The organism is Sutcliffiella tianshenii (assembly GCF_016908565.1).
In the GTDB taxonomy this organism is placed as follows: Bacteria; Bacillota; Bacilli; order Bacillales; family Bacillaceae_I; genus Sutcliffiella_A; species Sutcliffiella_A tianshenii.
Genome location: NZ_JAFBED010000006.1, coordinates 83345 through 100904, shown reverse-complemented (window position 1 = coordinate 100904; position 17560 = coordinate 83345). Strand labels below are relative to the sequence as shown.

The 17560-nt window shown below is 43.6% G+C and carries 20 protein-coding genes and 1 pseudogene; 6 read left to right on the top strand and 15 right to left on the bottom strand.

Annotation, left to right across the window (positions count from 1 at the left end; all coding sequences use genetic code 11):
- The first annotated feature begins 422 nt into the window (after positions 1 to 422).
- Complete coding sequence (gene proC / locus JOC95_RS14300) at positions 423 to 1262, top strand: pyrroline-5-carboxylate reductase (RefSeq protein ID WP_204417668.1); 840 nt, start codon at positions 423 to 425, stop codon at positions 1260 to 1262.
- A gap of 52 nt (positions 1263 to 1314) precedes the next feature.
- Here the strand turns inward: proC and JOC95_RS14295 are convergent, their stop codons facing one another.
- From JOC95_RS14295 to JOC95_RS14285, 3 genes are all read right to left on the bottom strand, one after another.
- Positions 1315 to 1992 carry a hypothetical protein gene (locus JOC95_RS14295; protein WP_204417666.1) on the bottom strand — a complete coding sequence of 226 codons (678 nt, stop codon included), beginning with the start codon at positions 1990 to 1992 and terminating at the stop codon, positions 1315 to 1317.
- A gap of 13 nt (positions 1993 to 2005) precedes the next feature.
- The gene (locus tag JOC95_RS14290) at positions 2006 to 2926 is read right to left on the bottom strand and encodes a GNAT family N-acetyltransferase (protein WP_204417664.1); all 921 of its coding nucleotides are present in this window, start codon (positions 2924 to 2926) and stop codon (positions 2006 to 2008) included.
- Positions 2927 to 3046: 120 nt separating this feature from the next.
- Positions 3047 to 4648, bottom strand: coding sequence for a M20/M25/M40 family metallo-hydrolase (locus tag JOC95_RS14285; RefSeq protein ID WP_204417662.1), 1602 nt, complete (start codon positions 4646 to 4648; stop codon positions 3047 to 3049).
- A gap of 138 nt (positions 4649 to 4786) precedes the next feature.
- Between JOC95_RS14285 and namA the strand changes: the two genes are divergently transcribed.
- Positions 4787 to 5803, top strand: coding sequence for an NADPH dehydrogenase NamA (namA, locus tag JOC95_RS14280; RefSeq protein ID WP_204417660.1), 1017 nt, complete (start codon positions 4787 to 4789; stop codon positions 5801 to 5803).
- 407 nt (positions 5804 to 6210) lie between these two features.
- Here namA and rnz read toward each other — a convergent pair whose 3' ends face one another.
- On the bottom strand, positions 6211 to 7131 hold the full coding sequence (rnz, locus tag JOC95_RS14275; protein ID WP_204417658.1) for a ribonuclease Z: 921 nt from the start codon (positions 7129 to 7131) through the stop codon (positions 6211 to 6213).
- Positions 7132 to 7246: 115 nt separating this feature from the next.
- Between rnz and JOC95_RS14270 the strand changes: the two genes are divergently transcribed.
- The 3 genes from JOC95_RS14270 to JOC95_RS14260 all read left to right on the top strand — a co-directional run bounded on the left by JOC95_RS14270 (position 7247) and on the right by JOC95_RS14260 (position 8563).
- Entirely contained in the window at positions 7247 to 8095 is an 849-nt protein-coding gene (locus tag JOC95_RS14270) for an HAD family hydrolase (RefSeq protein ID WP_204417650.1), read from the top strand.
- 98 nt (positions 8096 to 8193) lie between these two features.
- Positions 8194 to 8400 carry a hypothetical protein gene (locus JOC95_RS14265; protein ID WP_204417648.1) on the top strand — a complete coding sequence of 69 codons (207 nt, stop codon included), beginning with the start codon at positions 8194 to 8196 and terminating at the stop codon, positions 8398 to 8400.
- Positions 8390 to 8563, top strand: coding sequence for a hypothetical protein (locus tag JOC95_RS14260; RefSeq protein ID WP_204417646.1), 174 nt, complete (start codon positions 8390 to 8392; stop codon positions 8561 to 8563). Before JOC95_RS14265 ends, JOC95_RS14260 begins: the two co-directional genes overlap by 11 nt.
- A gap of 96 nt (positions 8564 to 8659) precedes the next feature.
- Here the strand turns inward: JOC95_RS14260 and yunB are convergent, their stop codons facing one another.
- From yunB to mce, 7 genes are all read right to left on the bottom strand, one after another.
- Positions 8660 to 9505, bottom strand: a complete 846-nt coding sequence (yunB, locus tag JOC95_RS14255) for a sporulation protein YunB (protein WP_204417644.1) — start codon at positions 9503 to 9505, stop codon at positions 8660 to 8662.
- Positions 9506 to 9630: 125 nt separating this feature from the next.
- The gene (locus JOC95_RS14250) at positions 9631 to 10872 is read right to left on the bottom strand and encodes a DNA polymerase IV (protein ID WP_204417635.1); all 1242 of its coding nucleotides are present in this window, start codon (positions 10870 to 10872) and stop codon (positions 9631 to 9633) included.
- Between the two features lie 104 nt (positions 10873 to 10976).
- Entirely contained in the window at positions 10977 to 11456 is a 480-nt protein-coding gene (locus tag JOC95_RS14245; protein WP_204417633.1) for a chemotaxis protein CheW, read from the bottom strand.
- Positions 11457 to 11544: 88 nt separating this feature from the next.
- Positions 11545 to 12663, bottom strand: a complete 1119-nt coding sequence (locus JOC95_RS14240; RefSeq protein WP_204417631.1) for a tripeptidase T — start codon at positions 12661 to 12663, stop codon at positions 11545 to 11547.
- A gap of 82 nt (positions 12664 to 12745) precedes the next feature.
- Positions 12746 to 13225, bottom strand: a complete 480-nt coding sequence (locus tag JOC95_RS14235; protein ID WP_204417628.1) for a GNAT family N-acetyltransferase — start codon at positions 13223 to 13225, stop codon at positions 12746 to 12748.
- Between the two features lie 59 nt (positions 13226 to 13284).
- Positions 13285 to 14832: an acyl-CoA carboxylase subunit beta gene (locus tag JOC95_RS14230; protein WP_204418109.1), complete on the bottom strand. Its 1548-nt coding sequence runs from the start codon at positions 14830 to 14832 to the stop codon at positions 13285 to 13287.
- Positions 14828 to 15247, bottom strand: coding sequence for a methylmalonyl-CoA epimerase (gene mce, locus JOC95_RS14225; protein WP_204417620.1), 420 nt, complete (start codon positions 15245 to 15247; stop codon positions 14828 to 14830). Before mce ends, JOC95_RS14230 begins: the two co-directional genes overlap by 5 nt.
- A gap of 147 nt (positions 15248 to 15394) precedes the next feature.
- Between mce and prli42 the strand changes: the two genes are divergently transcribed.
- Complete coding sequence (prli42, locus tag JOC95_RS14220) at positions 15395 to 15487, top strand: stressosome-associated protein Prli42 (protein WP_204417613.1); 93 nt, start codon at positions 15395 to 15397, stop codon at positions 15485 to 15487.
- A 50-nt stretch (positions 15488 to 15537) separates the two neighbouring features.
- On the opposite strand, the gene JOC95_RS14215 is transcribed toward prli42, so the two are convergent.
- The 4 genes and pseudogenes from JOC95_RS14215 to JOC95_RS14200 form a co-directional block, all read right to left on the bottom strand.
- On the bottom strand, positions 15538 to 15822 hold the full coding sequence (locus JOC95_RS14215; RefSeq protein WP_204417606.1) for a hypothetical protein: 285 nt from the start codon (positions 15820 to 15822) through the stop codon (positions 15538 to 15540).
- Between the two features lie 2 nt (positions 15823 to 15824).
- Positions 15825 to 16364: pseudogene (locus JOC95_RS14210) on the bottom strand (GNAT family N-acetyltransferase).
- A gap of 115 nt (positions 16365 to 16479) precedes the next feature.
- A complete protein-coding gene (locus tag JOC95_RS14205) occupies positions 16480 to 16902 on the bottom strand; it encodes a hypothetical protein (RefSeq protein ID WP_239582924.1) in 423 nt (140 codons plus the stop codon).
- A 199-nt stretch (positions 16903 to 17101) separates the two neighbouring features.
- The gene (locus JOC95_RS14200; RefSeq protein WP_204417604.1) at positions 17102 to 17512 is read right to left on the bottom strand and encodes a hypothetical protein; all 411 of its coding nucleotides are present in this window, start codon (positions 17510 to 17512) and stop codon (positions 17102 to 17104) included.
- Positions 17513 to 17560 lie beyond the last annotated feature (48 nt).

The window sequence follows — 17560 nt, the reverse complement described above, 5'->3', positions numbered from 1 at the left end:
TTAAAGGATGCACTATTTCCACAAAAAAAGAAAGGGTTAATCTTCATAAATTTTTAAAAAATTCCACTTCCATTATTCTTAAATAACTTCAAACTTTTTTCTTGAATCGTGACAAAAATCCCCTTGACTTTCCTTCCGTCACGTTGCATAATGTAAAAAATTATAAATGATAACGTGACGAATGGGATCAGTAGAAGGAAGAAGGATGCAAGAGATGGAGGTTCACCGGCTGAAAGACCTCCTCATTCCCTGTTCTTTTGAACCTACCCAGGAACAATTAGGCAAACCTAATCGTACCCCACGATACGGGAATGAAAGCTGGGTTTAACCAACCAATCAAGGTGGTACCGCGGATAAGACCTATCCGTCCTTACAATAGGACGGATAGGTCTTTTTCTATTTAAAAGAGGAGCGTGGAAAGAATGAAAATTGCTTTTATCGGTGCCGGATCGATGGCCGAGGCCATTATTGCAGGACTTGTGAAACAGGAAATTTGTGATAGGGAAAATATAGTGGTGACCAATAAGCAGGATAAAAGTCGTCTTGAAGCTCTTGCGACAAGGTATGGAGTAAAGACGACAGAGGATAAAAAATGGGCCGTACAGGATGCGGATGTCATTTTTCTTGCGATGAAACCTAAGGATGCCCGGGATGGCATACTTTCCATCCAGCCGTTTGTAAGTTCCGACCAGCTGATTGTCTCCGTGCTTGCCGGGATTTCCAGTGACGTGATCGAGCAGCTTTTCCAGCAGGACTTAAGGGTGATCCGCTCCATGCCGAATACATCCGCGGCAATCGCATTATCGGCCACAGCCATTGCAAAAGGAAAATTCGCCTCAAACGAAGATCTGGAACTTGTGCATGCCATTTTTTCAGCCATCGGATTATGTACAATAGTCGAAGAAGACCAACTACATGCAGTAACAGGTGTATCCGGAAGCGGCCCCGCCTATATCTATTATATCGCAGAGGCGATGGAGAAAGCGGCATTGGCACAGGGACTTGATACAGAGGTCGCAAAGAAGCTCGTAAGCCAGACGCTGATTGGAGCCGCCCACATGCTGCAGGAGACCAACAAGGGTGCAGATGTATTGCGCGCCGAGGTGACCAGTCCCGGCGGCACCACGCAACGCGGAATCTCCCTTTTGAATGACCTGAAAGTATCCGAAGCCTTTGAAACCTGCATCGACGGGGCGACCAAGCGCTCCAGGGAAATGGGCGAGGAGATTGCGGAGAGGTTGAAGGAAGGAACGTCGAACTGATTTATAGAGAAAGCAGTGAATTCGATATAATTCACTGCTTTACTCACTTTCATCATTTCCACTCCCCTAAATGAACACGGAACACATTACGTTCATATTCATTTAATACGAGCTTTTCATTTTCAAGAAGTAAATCTTTTATTTTCCCTTCTGTTAGTTCATCCTTAGATAGATTGTTAATGGCAGCTGATAGTTCCTCTTCCCATGCATCTTTCCAAACTTCAAAAAAATAACTGTAGTAGGAAAGATATAAAGGGCTATTCTCATCGCGCTCACCCTTGATTTCATCTGCAAACCTGTGGGACATCTGTTTAAGAGTAAAAACATCATAATCATGTGAAGTAAACTTCAATTCCATCTTTAAAATATCGTGATCCAAGGTTGTAAATTCATAGAGTATCGTTTCTTCAAGAGGGCTGTCGTCAAAAATAAAAAGCGCTTCATCTGTCGTCATTAACCAGTCATCATGGCTTCCAACTTCAATGATTTCCCCTGCGCCACTAACAATCAGTTCGTAATCCATCACATAGGAAGAGCGATAGGATTCATGAATAATGGACAACAAGATGAATCCCACTATGATTACAGTAGTAGGTATCATCCAAATGTTTTTCTTGAATTTAAGAAGTTGGGCAATCCATGAAACCAGATAACTCACTACGAGAATAACCAAGATTAATACTCCTAAATGAATGACCGTTTGCATCCAGCTTGGGAAAAGAAACGTCATGAACAACACCGCATCATATAGACAGACCCATTTCAATCTTCACATCAATCACCTTATACCCCAATGATAGGTACAAAGGTATCGCCTTCTCGTTTTCACCATAGACACCAAGGGTCGCTTCCGTTTTCCCTTTATCCTTCAGGAACTTTAAGGCTTCTGTTATGACTGCCTTTGCGACTCCTTTTCTTCTCCATTCTGGCAATACAAAAATGTTTTCAGTGGCACCGCGATTTTCACCCTGGCCCCATGTCATGCAGCTGCCGACAACCTCGTCTCCCTCAAAAGCGGTAAACGTATCCCATTCGGACCCTGATTTCGTCCATCTGAGTTGATTGAGGCTCCAGGAAACCCCATTTCCGTCTCCCTCCCGTTCCGCTTTAAGATACTGCTGTTCTTCTGATTCGGTTTTCATTTTCCAGTTCTTAATTCTGATATTGTCAGGAAGTGGCGCATCAAGTATCGGGTCTGTCAAATCCCTTTTCATGATGATATGATTCCTTGTGACGACGAACCCTTTTGAGAGGTAGAAAGCCATCTCCTCGAAATCATCCGCGTCGATAGTATGGCTTACTACTACTTTTTTAAGTGGATATGAATCTCTCATTTCTTGTGCTTTGATCAACAGTTGCTGCAGCAGTTCCTCCAGACAGGATTCAGCCCCTGCTAAATTCTCATTTATCTCGAGCTCCAGATTTATTTTATGGATGAAATCGGGATCATTGTCGCTATCTTCAATCCTGCACCATGTGTGATCCGGAACCACATGGCCAAAAGCAAGGATTTCCCCTTCAGAATTTACCGAACAAAAGATATTTTCAGGATTGAAGTCTTTGTTGAACCGATAATAAAGCATAGATAAGAAGTTGATGGAACCTATTTTTTCCGCATCCTTTTCTACATAGTTTCTAATCTGATAATCCATTGTCTTCCCCATTGAGCTGTCCTCCCAGACGATAAACATGAAAATTGAATATTATGAGACTATTTTAACATTATTAACCAATTTGTATATAAAAAAGAATGGAACCATGGTGATTCCATTCTTTTTTAACTATTATAAATTCCTCACAAAATCAGCCAGAATAGGCGGGAACTCTTCAAATGAGAACTTGGTGTTCAGTCTTTCCGTCCACTGATGCGGATCTTTTCCGACCGGTCCGAGATTGAAGACCGGCATCTGCAGCTCTTCCATTTCGCGGAATGGAAGCGTATAGGTGGCACCATAGACCGGTATATTATGAGGCAGGCGGTTCTTCGCCGTATAATCACCTTTTCCGATGAAGCTCAGATCACACAACCCGGAGAAATAGCGCTGTTCCACAAATTTAATGTTCGCATCCGTCTTCCATTTTGAAATAAATGCTCGCGCTGCTTCCATCATCCCTTCATCCTCGGTAACAACCGCAGGGTAATAAGGCGGTGCAAAAAACAGGATGATCATAGGACCCAGATCCTTGCAGAGGGAAGCAACCTCTTCCACTACCTTGATTGATTGTTCACGCTCATCAAGATGGGAGAAAGCCGTGATGACCGACGAGATCCTCAAGTCCACTTCATGGTTGCCATGTACTTCTTTCGCTTTCACTAGCAGTTCCTCATAAGTATAGACGGCAACCTTGACGGGAATTTCCTTGAATGAAGTAAACTGCTTGTACCTTTCCACTTTATCAAGGGAAAACCTTTCAATATTAGAAGCAGCCTGCTTTGCGATGGAAAGCAGGTCCTTCTCCCACTCTTCCAATGATTTCTTCATGAAAAGAACATTGTATAAGGTAACCGCCGTATGCGGTATTTGAACGGAATACTCTTTTTTAAGATCTTTTTGGATCAGGCTTGTCGGAGGCGGCGTCACTTCGGAGCCTACCTGCTCGCACAGATCTGTGTTCCACTCCATCAATCTCGAAATCTCGGAAACCATCAGATTGGCATTCAGTCCCGATAGTGGCTCTCCTACATGCGTCTCCTTGCCATAGCAGAAGAAACCGGGCAAGAGCTTCCCTATCGATCCGGAATATAGATAAAGATTGTCATCACCCGGATATTGTTGGAACATCGGTTCGGAATTGACACATGCCTTAAAGGTGATATCATGCTTTTTTGCCAGTGCACTCAGCGCAGGCAGTGCCTGAAGCATACCCTGGGAGTTGACCTCTTCATCCGGCACGGCCAAAAGCAGCAGGTTGACATCCCATTTTTCTGCAACCGCCTTTTCGAGCAAGGACATTTGCAGCGCAAGTCCCGCTTTCATATCCATCACACCGCGTCCGAAGAGCCAATCGCCTGATTGCAGGTGCTCTCTTGCTTCGGCGGGAAGTACCTCCGCATGGTTCTCCAGTTCCCTTGTCAACTCCACCGGCTGAAAGGCCAATTCCTTCAGCACGCCATAGTCCTCAACCCCTACCACGTCAAAATGACTGACCAGGACGATGGTATCCTTTTTAGAGGAACCATTCACGAGAGCGGTTACAAAAGAACGCCCGTCCTCCATGCGATGCAGCTCCAGATTGCCAGGCTGCGATTGAAAATAATCCAGATGGTTCAACTGATAATAAATAAAAGATGCTAGCCTTTTCTCTTCACCTGATAATGTCACACTTCCGTGTTGGACAAGGGATACCAATAGATCCGTCAACTGCTCTTTCGTCTGCCAGCGCATCTCCCATCCTCCTCTGGTTTGTAGTATTTTGCTCCTATCATACTATTAAATCCTGCAATTGAACACCTATCTTTTGGAGGCTGAAAAAACATTTGATATAATATTTTAGGAACTCGAAACAAGTAGGAGGAATGACAAATGAAATCAGCTCTTTTTTCACCATATACTGTTAAAGGCGTCACCTTGAAGAATCGCATTGTGATGTCCCCTATGTGCATGTATTCCAGCCACAATGAGGATGGGCAAGTGGAAGACTGGCATATGACGCACTATGTATCCCGTGCAGTCGGACAGGTTGGTCTCATCATGGTCGAGGCCACAGCGGTACAACCGCAAGGAAGGATCTCCGCACAGGATCTTGGAATCTGGAGTGACGAACACGTTGCAGGATTCAAGGAATTGAATAGACAATTGAAAGCGCACGGCTCTGCCACTGCGATCCAGCTTGCACATGCAGGTCGTAAAGCAACGGTGGAAGGCGATATTTACGCGCCATCCGCTTTGGCATTTAACGATAAAATGAAAACCCCTGTTGCAATGACGCAGGAGGATATAAAAGAAACGGTGGAGGCATTTGTGGCAGGTGCAATACGTGCCAAGGAAGCAGGCTTTGATATCATCGAGCTTCATGGGGCACACGGATATTTGATCAATGAATTTTTATCCCCGCTGACAAATAAACGTGAAGACGCTTATGGCGGCAGCACAGAAAACCGCTATCGCTTCCTTCGTGAAATCATCGAGGCGGTGAAGGCGGTATGGAGCGGCCCTCTATTTGTTCGTGTCAGCGCAAATGACTATCATCCTGAAGGGCTTAATGCAGAGGATTATGTAACCTATGCATCCTGGATGAAAGAGCAGGGCGTCGACCTTGTGGATGTGAGCTCAGGTGCTGTTGTACCTGCTCCGATTGATGTATATCCAGGCTATCAGGTGGGATTCGCAGAAACAATCAAGTCCGGTGCCGGTATCGATACTGGGGCAGTCGGCCTGATCACAAGCGGCCTGCAAGCAGAGGAAATCCTGCGTAACGGCCGTGCAGACCTGATATTCGTGGCGCGCGAACTCCTGCGTGATCCGTACTGGCCAAGAACCGCCGCGAAAGAGCTTGGTGTGGAGATTGAAGCACCGAAGCAGTATGAGCGTGGTTGGTGAGTTTGAGGTTTTGTGTGGCGGGGGCCTGACCCCCTTGATTAAATGCGAAAAGTTTTGAGCCCTGGCTGCGCGCGGTGGAATTGCGCGGTCAGGGTTTTTTGTTTTGTTTTGGGATTGGACTATGGTGTTGCTTGGCGTGTGTTGGAGTGTGTTGGAGTGTGTCGACTTATGTCGTTTAATCGATATCCGGTCTGTTTTCATCGATATATCGAATTTTCCGTTGATATATGAAAATTCTCGTTGATAAATTTATTTTTTCATTGATATATCCACATTTTCGTTGATATCCGGTTTGTCAACCCGTTGCCCCCCTGTTGCCAACCCATTCTCCGGCCCCAACCTCCACCCAAAACCCTCATTCCCCACAAAAAAGGGTGCCCCATCACCTAGGACACCCATTTTAAAGACTATTTTATCTCAACAACATCGAAATCCTCGACAACTTTCACCCGTGGGAAGATCTCTCTCGCCTCTTTTTCAAGCACAAGCACATCATCCTTCTGGTATCTTGCGCTGATATGTGTCAGCAAGAGCTGCCCGACTCCGGCATCCTTTGCCACTTTGGCCGCCTGGACAGTCGTGGAATGGAAATACTCGTGCGCCAACAGTTCGTCACCGGCAGCAAACGTCGCCTCATGAACAAGCATATCAGCTCCCATTGCCAACTCAACCGACATCTCATTGTATCTTGTATCCCCCAGGATCGTAACAATTTTCCCCTTCTTAGGGGGACCGATATAATCAACCCCATCAAAGATCCGTCCATCCGCTAACTTGATCGACTTTCCTTCTTTTAACTGCTGATAATGAGGTCCAGCAGGTATCCCCGACTCTCTCACTTTGTCCATCAATAACGCCCCGGGCAATTCTTTCTGCTCGATGCGAAAACCGAATGATGGAATGCCATGGACAAGCTTCCTCCCGATGAACCTGTATTCCTCTTCTTCCAAGACAAGGCCTTCTTCATCAAACTCCACGATATTCAAGGGATATTTCACATGAGTCATGCTGACGGACAAGGAAATCTCTATATAATCCTTTATCCCCCTAGGTCCGTAAACCGTTAGTGGTGTTTCCCCACCCTGGAATGATCTGCTGCTAAGTAAACCAGGCAAGCCAAAGATATGATCCCCATGCAGATGGGTAATGAAAATTTTTGATATCTTTCTCGGTTTTAACGATGTATGTAAAATTTGATGCTGGGTCGCTTCCCCGCAATCAAAAAGCCAGAGCGAACTTTCTTTATCATCTATATGCAAGGCCATGGATGACACGTTACGGTGCTTGGCCGGAACTCCAGACCCGGTTCCTAAAAAAGTAATTTTCACCTTCAACCTCTCCTTCTTCCTCCATTATACTCAAATTGTAAAAAAAGCATAAGGGGATGGAAGCGGGCATTCTTTGTAGTACAATGAAAATAGAACGGATAAAGGAGCGAATCACTTGGAACAAATTACAACCATTGTTTTTGATCTAGACGGAACTTTATACGAAGACACACATCATTTTAGTTATTATGCGGAGCTTTTGAAAGACAGGCTGGCACCCGAAGCACAGGAACGGTTTGAAAAAGACTATTCCGCGTTCGGCCAAGGAGAACTAACGCTTAAAATAGGACGGGTTTATGATGCTAAAAAAGACCTTGTCCTCGCTCATCACCATGGCGAAGTGACCCAAGGCTGGAAATGGGACGGAGAGATTGTACCCTCTCACGAGATCAAGGAGCTTTACCCTGATCCGTTGCAATTCGACCTATTGGATATGCTGAGCATCGGCGATCTGTGGTGGGTGCCGGTTGCCATCGCCAAGCACTATGGCTTAACGAGCGAAGATGCATATAAGGCCTTCCTTCAAACCCGTGAGCATATGATGACGGATGACTTTGAACTGATGCCTTTGAAGGAGTTTGCAGACGTATTGGAAAAGCTGCATGAAAAGTACACCCTTATTCTTATGACCAACAGCCCGCAGACAGATAGCGACATCATCATCAAAAAATTAGGCTTCACTTCTTTCTTCCATGATAAAATCTTTGAAGCAAACAAGCCGATACATACAGCTGAAACTTTGACTCGCATATCGGAGAAATGGGACGTTCCCTTCGACCGGATGCTGAGCATCGGCGACAACTATATCAATGAAATACTGCCTGCATCCCTTTTAGGGTGCTCCACCATTTGCATCGACCCATACGATATTCATGAAAACAGCGTAGCTGACCTGACTGTTCACAACCTGACAGAGCTGTCCGCAAAGCTTGAAGAACTTCTTCTGAATGACACCGTAAATTAACGGTGTCATTTTTTTTGTAAAAATACTTGCAATGCGAACAAACGTTCCTTATAATAAGAAACAGAACAAACGTTCTAAAAACTTATGAGGTGATAAAAATGAAAAACTTCCAAAATTCCTTCTACCAATTCCTTAAACTATTGGCTGTTGCCGGCTTTGGCATCCTGTTCTACTTTGTAATCACAGATAAGACAAGCAGTGCACCAATGCTGATGCTTAGCCTTCTTACCTCCGTCTGCCTGATTGCGATTCCCGGGATGAAGAATGTACTGAATGAAAATGAGGAAACCACTCATGAATCATAAGAAAAGTGATACCATCTCCTACTATTTATCCTTGGAAATCGCAAGAAAAATGATCGACCAAAAGGTCACCAACGACCTTGATGTGATATCTTCCATCGTCAACATCTGCAAAGAGGATGTTATCTCCTATTTAAAAAAGCCAAACCGGGAAGGTTCAGCTTGATCGATCTCACACAGACATCATATCCATACCCACCTTTGGCAAACCTTTGTAGTTGCTGGATTGTGGCATTCAGGTGGGTTGTATTTCGTTTAACTCCTATTCATTTGTGTCTTCTGGTTCTTCCACGGCTTCAGGATCTTCCAGTTTTTCCGATTCCTCTTCCTCAGTAGGAACAAAGACAGGAGCCAAACCTCCATTGGAAGCTCCATTTCCGGATCCTCCACCATGATAATACTGTGGAACTTTACCAGTAACAAATATATCTCCTATTTTTACTACGTTGCTTATCTCGATTGGCGGTTCAATCAATGGAATGATTACATTCATCTTCACATTCACTTTTACATAGATTTCAAGATGCGTATTATTTATTCCCGTTTCGATTACTTTGGTTTCTATATCTGAAATTACATCCCCCATTATTTCAAATTTCACAGGGATTTTCGGTCCAAGATTTGAGAATAAGGTTGCTCCTGATGCCATACCGAGTGGAACATCATAAACAATGCCATGCTGCTTTTTTGATTCTTCATAATCAATGTTTACATCATTCTTGAAAGATTCCAGTTCCTCAAGATCCCCTTCTTCTACTAAATCAAGATATCTTTGCACCCGCATCGTTGCTTCCGAAATGACACGATTGTAGATTTGGGAGTTGAATCTAAAGGTTAATTGACCGTCCGAATATTCATTCACGACAATCAGCTGATCCATTTCGATGCCATCCGTTATTTTCTTGGAAATTGCATCATTTATCGCTTGCGAGGCAATTTGTCTCGCCTTCGTATTCGCTATGCTTTTCAGATTGGGTTCAAGATTGTTATTAATGATGATCATACTGAATACAGTTAGAAAAATAAAAAAGACAAATGTGATAAGAAACACATAGCGCAGTGGCAGAGGTCCCCTTTTGATAATTGAAGTCCGACGCATTTTTCTCATGGCAAAAATCCTCCTTCCCTAATATATATAGTGAAGTAGGACAGATTATTAGCTATTTTTTCGAGGGACAGCCTACTAGATAAAAAAAGTCCCATACACCCGGATTTGGGTATACAGGACAATATTCATTCAAGGAAATCCTTCTGGAAGCTTGTAGTAAGTTTTGCAGTGGAACTTGATTGAACCGTGTTTTTATTCTTAATTCCCCTTTTGATGATACCTTTTCCAAATTTATCTTCCAGCTCTTGCAAGGTTTTGTGAAGAGGCTCATGCTTGGCATCCTCCTGAAAAGTGAACAGGTCCAATTGCTTCACCGATTGGTCCTTCTCCACCATGTCTTGTGCTGTGATTCCCAGCAATCGGACGGGCTCGCCGTTCCAGTGCTTTTTCAGCAAGAACAAGGCGGCTTCCATAATATGCTCCACCGATTCAATGGGATTTGCCAGCTTCCTGCTTCTTGTCACCGTATGATTTATCCCATATCTGATGACCAGCTGTACATTTTGACTGAGTACTGACTTCCTTTTCATACGGGCACTAACCGAGACGGCCAGTTTCTCCAACACCTTCTCTATCACCTGTTCATCATCCGTATCTGAAGGTAATGTGGTGGAGTTACCGATGCTTTTGAACTCTGAAACAGAATCTGGATCTACCGGGCGATTGTCTTCCCCATTTGCCCGCTTCTTCAATCTTTCACCATTGATGCCAAGCAGGTGTTTTAATTGATAATCGTTTCCTTCTGCAAGTTCGCCTATCGTCGTTATTCCAATGGTTTTAAGCTTTTCAGCAGTTTTCGCACCAACACCGTGCATCTCACCAACAGGCAACGGCCATAATTTTGTGGCAAGCTCCCTTTTTCGTAAAACGGTTATTCCCATCGGCTTTTTCATATCAGAGGCCATTTTCGCCAAAAATTTATTAGGTGCAATTCCAATACTACAAGGTAATAATAGCTCACTCTTCAGCCTCTGCTGAATTTCTTCCGCAATTTGAATGGGCGTCAAGGAAAGCGTGCAATCCGTCACATCCATATACCCCTCATCAATGGATACAGGTTCAACGAGATCGGTATAGTTCCTTAAAAGTGCAAACATTGCCTGGGAGCTTTTCCGATACCGTTCAAAATTAGGCTTTCGTACGATTAACTGAGGGCACTTTTGTTTTGCTTCCCAAAGTGGCATCGTTGTTTTTACACCAAAGGCCCTTGCCTCATAGCTGCAGGTGACAACAATCCCCTTCCGTTCTTCCACGTTCCCGGCAATCGCCAAGGGTTTCCCCCGAAGAGTGGAATCATAGGCCATCTCTACTGAAGCATAAAAGCTGTTCATATCTACATGAAAAATAATCCGACCGCTTCTTTTCATCCAAACCATCCTAATGTGTTGTTACTCTTATTATAAGAAATATCCATCGATAAACAAAGAAAGAGACCTTCACTCTCGTAAGATCTCCTTTCATGAAATAGAATCTATTCTGATACTTCTGCCAACTGCTTTTGCATTTCTTCCTTGATATCACCAATTTCTAAAAGACCGTTAACTAGTTTCCCCGGATCTATCACAGCGATCAATCGTTTATCCAGATTGACCATTCCGCTAATGTAATTAGAGCCGTTTGCCGCGATAAGACTTAATGGTTTAATTGTATCCTTTTGTACATCGAGGATTTCTTTCGCATCCTCTACCAGTAGGGCTGCAGAAACCTCAGTGGTTTGAACAACGATTACCCTGGATTTATCCGTCAGTTCCGTTTGGTCATGAAACAAGATCTGTCTTGTATCCAAAACCGGGATCAATTCGTCTCTGACCTTCATTAACCCCTTCATATAATTGGGCATATCGGGAATAGGAGTAACCTTATCCAATTTTTCAATCGAGACCACATATTCTACTGACACACCATACTCTTCTAGATTAGCTTGAAAGATTACAAGTTTTTTAGATTCCATGACTTTTCTCCTAATGGGCTTTTCTTTCATTATAATGGAAGCATGAAAAAAAAGCTTGGCATTTTCACCAAGCTTTTCCAAAAGGCTATTATTTTGCTACTTCCTTCATGATGCTTACAACTAGTTCTGTTGTCTTCACTAATTCTTCAATCGGCATTCTTTCATTGGTAGTATGGATTTCTTCATAACCAATGGCCAAGTTCACTGTCGGGACACCGAAACCGGCGATTACGTTCGCATCACTTCCGCCGCCGCTAGTCTGTAATTCAGGAGTTCTTCCGATAGCGGAAACTGCACGCTTCGCCACTTCCACCACATGATCCCCGTCAGCAAATTTGAATCCTGGGTACATTACATCAATGGTGACTTCAGCACGGCCGCCCATGTCAGCTGCCACAGATTCAAATGCTTCTTTCATCTTTGCAACTTGTGCTTCCATTTTTTCCGGTACAAGGGAACGAGCCTCTGCCAGTATATCCACACGGTCGCATACGATATTTGTCGGACCGCCACCTTCAAAGCGACCGATATTCGCAGTCGTTTCCTCATCAATGCGACCAAGCGGCATCTTTGCAATCGATTTTGCTGCAATGGTAATGGCGGAAATGCCTTTTTCAGGTGCCACACCTGCATGAGCCGTTTTTCCGTAGATGGTCGCCTTCACTTTTGCTTGAGTCGGAGCGGCAACAATGATGTTCCCTACTGTTCCGTCACTGTCCAATGCAAAACCGAATTTAGCAGTCACCATGGACGGATCAAGCGCTTTTGCCCCAACAAGACCTGATTCTTCGCCCGCTGTAATGATGAACTCGATTTTACCATGCTCGATATTGTTTTCCTTCAGGACTTTGATTGCTTCAAGCATGGCAGCTAGACCTGCTTTATCGTCTGCACCAAGAATGGTTGTTCCATCTGTTACGATATAGTTGTCCTCAATGGAAGGCTTGATCCCCTTACCAGGAACCACTGTATCCATGTGGGAAGTGAAGTAGATTGTGTCCACTCCTTCTTTTGTTCCTTTTAACGTACAGATAAGGTTACCAGCACCATGGCCCGTTTCGTTCATTGTGTCATCTTCCACCACATGTACGCCAAGAGCGGAAAATTTTTCTTTAAGCACTTTACAGATTTCTGCTTCGAATCTTGTCTCGGAATCAACCTGGACAAGCTCCAGAAATTCTTCCACTAGTCTATCTCTGTTAATCATATGTATGTTCCTCCTAATGCTTATTAAATCCTTCCCTATTATAACCTATTTATAAATATTTTTCCCGGCAGATAGGTCAGACTCATATTCTAGAATCAAACTCCTGGACAGACCGGCGGTGGTCATCATAGCTTTCCTTGTAGGAATCTCTTGTGAACTCCTGTATCGTTTTTCTCCAGAAAGCCTGGGCAGGGTAGTTGTTCTGGATCTGCACCACTTTCCATTTCCCTTCAAACATGGAAAATAAGCGTTGAGCTGCAAGTCTTCCAAAGCCTTTCCCATGATATTTGCGCACGACAAAGAATTCTTCAACATAACTCGGTAACTCATCCCGACCTTCTTCTATCAGGGCAAAACCAACATACTCTTCCTTATATTTGATGAAAAAAGCATGATATGGACTGGCAGGGTCCCAGTATTTCTTAAGGTCATAGGGCTTGTAACGTCCATCATTTTCAAGGGTGATCACTTTCTGATACTGCGTAAACTCGTAAATGTAAAACTGCATCAAGTTATGAAGAATGCCTTCTTCTTCACTTGTCACTTTTATTAATTTGATCATGAATCTTCCCTCTCCCAAAAAGAAGATAGCAGGGATAGCCTACTATCTTCACAAGTCTATTATAGTGGAATGTTTCCGTGTTTCTTGTATGGTCTTGTATCTTTTTTGTTTCGCAGCATCTCTAAGGATTGAACAAGCTTGATCCTTGTTTCCCGCGGATCAATGACGTCATCTACCATCCCTTGGCTAGCTGCCACATATGGGTTGGCAAACTTTTCGCGATATTCCTCTATCTTCTGTGCCCTTGTCTCTTCCGGATTGTCGCTTTCGTTTATTTCACGGGCAAAGATGATATTGGCCGCCCCTTGAGGACCCATTACGGCAATCTCGGCATTCGGCCATGCAAATACAAGGTCAGCGCCGATGGATTTGCTGTTCAAAGCCACATAGGCTCCTCCATATGCTTTACGCAGAATGACCGTAAGCTTCGGTACTGTCGCTTCGGAATATGCATATAGAATTTTCGCTCCATGACGGATGATCCCGCCATGTTCCTGTTTTACTCCCGGGAAGAATCCTGTTACATCTTCAAACGTGATGAGCGGAATATTGAAGCTATCGCAAAAACGGATAAAACGGGCCGCTTTATCGGAAGAGTCGATATCCAATCCTCCGGCCATCACTTTCGGTTGGTTGCAGACAAGTCCAACGACTTCGCCCTTCAGCCTTGCCAAACCGACCACTATATTTTTTGCGAAATCCTTATGCACTTCCATAAAGGAGCCTTCATCCACCACTTGGTTGATGACGATCCTTACATCATAAGGACGGATCGCATCAAACGGAATTGCATCCGCAAGCTCCGCACGGTAGTCGTCTCCTTCTTCACACGAGATACGGTCAGGTTTTGTTTCATTATTCTGTGGAAGATAGCTGAGCAGCTTTCGGACCTGGGCCAACACTTCCTCTTCCGAAGAACTTGAGAAATGGGCGTTCCCGCTGATTGCATTATGTACCTTCGCTCCGCCTAGACCTTCCGAGCTGATTTTCTCCCCTGTCACCGTTTCGATTACCTTAGGACCCGTTATGAACATCTGGCTCGTCTTTTCAACCATGAATACAAAATCTGTAATCGCCGGTGAGTATACCGCGCCTCCTGCACAAGGTCCCATGATGACCGAGATCTGTGGTATCACACCTGAATAGATGGAGTTGCGGTAAAAAATATGACCATAGCCATCCAGGGATAGTACGCCCTCTTGGATTCTTGCGCCACCAGAATCATTCAACCCGACGATCGGTGCGCCATTTTTTGCAGCCATGTCCATGACGTTGGCAATTTTTTTGGCATGCATTTCCCCTAATGCCCCGCCGAATACCGTAAAGTCCTGGGAGAATAGATAGATCGGCTTGCCATTCACTTTTCCGTATCCGGTGACAACACCATCTCCTGGACCTTTTTTACCTTGGAGGCCGAAATCATTGCAGCGGTGCTCTATGAATGGATTCAACTCGACAAAGGAACCTTCATCCACCAACAGCTCGATTCGCTCCCTCGCTGTAAGCTTACCTTTTTCATGCTGCTTATCGATTCGATCATCACCACCGCCAAGCTCCACCTCGCGACGTTTATCATAAAGTTCGTTTATCTTTTCATAAATATCAATTGTCATGCTGTTTCGCCGCCTTTTCACAAAATTCCACCAGTACTCCATTGCTTGCCTTTGGATGCATGAAGGCGATGTTTGCCCCGCCTGCACCTTTACGTGAAGTTGAATCGATCATCTGGATACCTTTTTCGATCATATCCTGGATTCGGTCTTCTATATTGTCAACACTCAGTGCCACGTGGTGGATCCCTTCGCCACGCTTTTCGATGAATTTGGCTACCGGGCTATCAGGCGAAGTAGGCTCCAATAGTTCTATTTTACAATTACCAGCTTTAATGAAAGCCACCCGGACCCGCTGGCTTTCCACGTTCTCGACAGCTTCAAAGGTCAGCCCCAATGTTCCTGTATAAAATGGAAGCGCTGTCTCGATTGACTTCACAGCAACCCCAATATGATTAACATCCTTTATCATGCACAATCCCCCTTGTTGTGTGTCCTAACTATGACTCTATATCATTTCGACTTATTCTGCAAAAATCCTTCAATTATCGTATCTTGAGAAGAGACAAGTTTCCATGTACAATAGAAGGAGCACAAATGAATGAGGAGTGAAAACTCGATGAACCGAAAAATGCAGAAAGTAGTCGTCTATTTGATGATTGGCGTCATGCTGATTACAACCCTTCTAGCTGGAGCATCCATGTTCTTTTAATAGATAAGATAAAACCGAGCCTTCCATGGATGGCTCGGTTTTCTTGTTTTCTATCTTTCTTCCACTTTTCGAATAGCCCTTCTTATAGCTTTCTCGAATTTTGGATCTGCTGGATTTTTCTCCAGCTTTTTTATGTTGAGTTTACCGATTGTATAGCGCACGTCCGTGTTGTGTTGAATCATCTGATGATATGTTTCGTTGGCAAGTAAATCACGAAACCAATCATTTTTATGAAGAGCATCTATATTCTTCTCAATTTTCTCTTCCGTCACCTCTTTTGAAAAGATGGAAAAGAAGTTCGTTACAATATTGATTAGATCGAAAAAAGTATCCATAGTTAACGCCCAGCCCCTCTGTCAATCCAGAAGCGCCTTACTACATTCCCTGACCCTTCCACGAATTGTTCATCCTCCACGCCGCCGTTATGCAGGATCGTTTTTGAAGATCCTTCATTCGAGGCATCGCATACGACCAGTACTCTATCTATTCCAAGTTAATCTGTCTTTTCCAGGGAAAGCTCCAATATCTTTTTGGCATACCCTTTTCTTCTTTCGGATGGACGAATGCCATATCCTATATGGCCACCCGCATTCATCAAGTGCTCTGTCAGGCTATGGCGGATATTGGTGACACCAAGGATTTTTTCATCTTCTTCCCTGAAGAGCCAGTAGGTCGAATCCGGAACCCAGCCTTGCGGGAGATTTATTCCTTGTTCGGCATCCAATAATTCTTGGACCATACCCTCAAAATCAGTTGGATCTTTACTGACCACCCAAGGTATGACTTCTTCGCCCCTTTCCCTCCATTCGGTGAAATAGGACAAGTACTCCACTTTAAATTCCTTGGTCGGTTTTAAAAGGTATACATGCTCATTCATTCGTTTTCCCTCTCCATCTAGTTTATCTTTGTGGTATATTTTACCTATTATATCTTAAAACAGATAGAGAAGTAATATAATTTTTAGAATAAAAATCTTGTAGACTCTATCACTTCTAGTCTACCGATAATATTTCTTTTAGCTCTCCTGCACCATCCTTATCCAACCCACCGAAATTCTCCCTAGCTACATCACTGATGATCGTTGCCGTTCCATCTTCATTGAACCAGATTTTATATTCAAACAGTCTCTCCGGCATATTTTCATCATATGTATAAAAAAGAGTCAACTGAAAGTCTTCCATTCTCTCCATCTCTGCTTCGACATCTGGGGACCATTGGACTTGTCCGAAGATTTCACGGATGGAAGACAGCTCTTTCTCATCCACTATTATGAACTCTTCCATTTTAGTGCCTTCCACAATGGGAAAAACGTCCACCCTTGAGAGCATCTGAAGATCTTTTTTATCCGATACCTGATCTGTGCAGCCGATCAGAAACAATGTCACTAAACTGATTAACAAATATATCTTTTTCACAGGCATCTCCCACTATTCTTATTCAGGCGGTATGAATCATCATACCTCCACGACCCTTTGCACTGCTCTCCTATTCATCCTTGTCGATATTCTCACCCCATTTGAACCCAGACTTCCCCATATAATAAATAACTCCTACAGTAGAGATTACACCTAAAAGTGCTATGAAAAGTCCCATCATACACCCCCTGACTGAAATTTATACTTTTAAATCTCCAATAAAATTTAAAACCCATCTACACTTGTCCTGTAAAAGTTTGATTCTTAGAATCTCGTCTAATAACCAAAAAAGTGTAGCCGTTAATATAGCCAAAATAAAAAAGAAATTCATCAATAATTCCTGAATATCCATATACATAATATCCCATTCCCAACCAACCAAAGTCGGAGTAAGAATAAATAAGGTAGCAAAGACAACATGGATAAATAACGAAAGTGCTCTTCTAGTAGAACCTTTGAAGCTTTTTAGTGCAAAATCTGATAAAACAGAAACAGGCATACCATATAAAAAGACGATTGGCATTAAGTACATCAAAGCAAAAAGACTAAAATCTACCCCATTCAATAACGAGAATGTTAATAAAGCTATTGAACAGGTTGCAATGGCCACGACTGTCTTTCTTATTATCAGCTCGAACACCTCCCATGGAGTAACAAT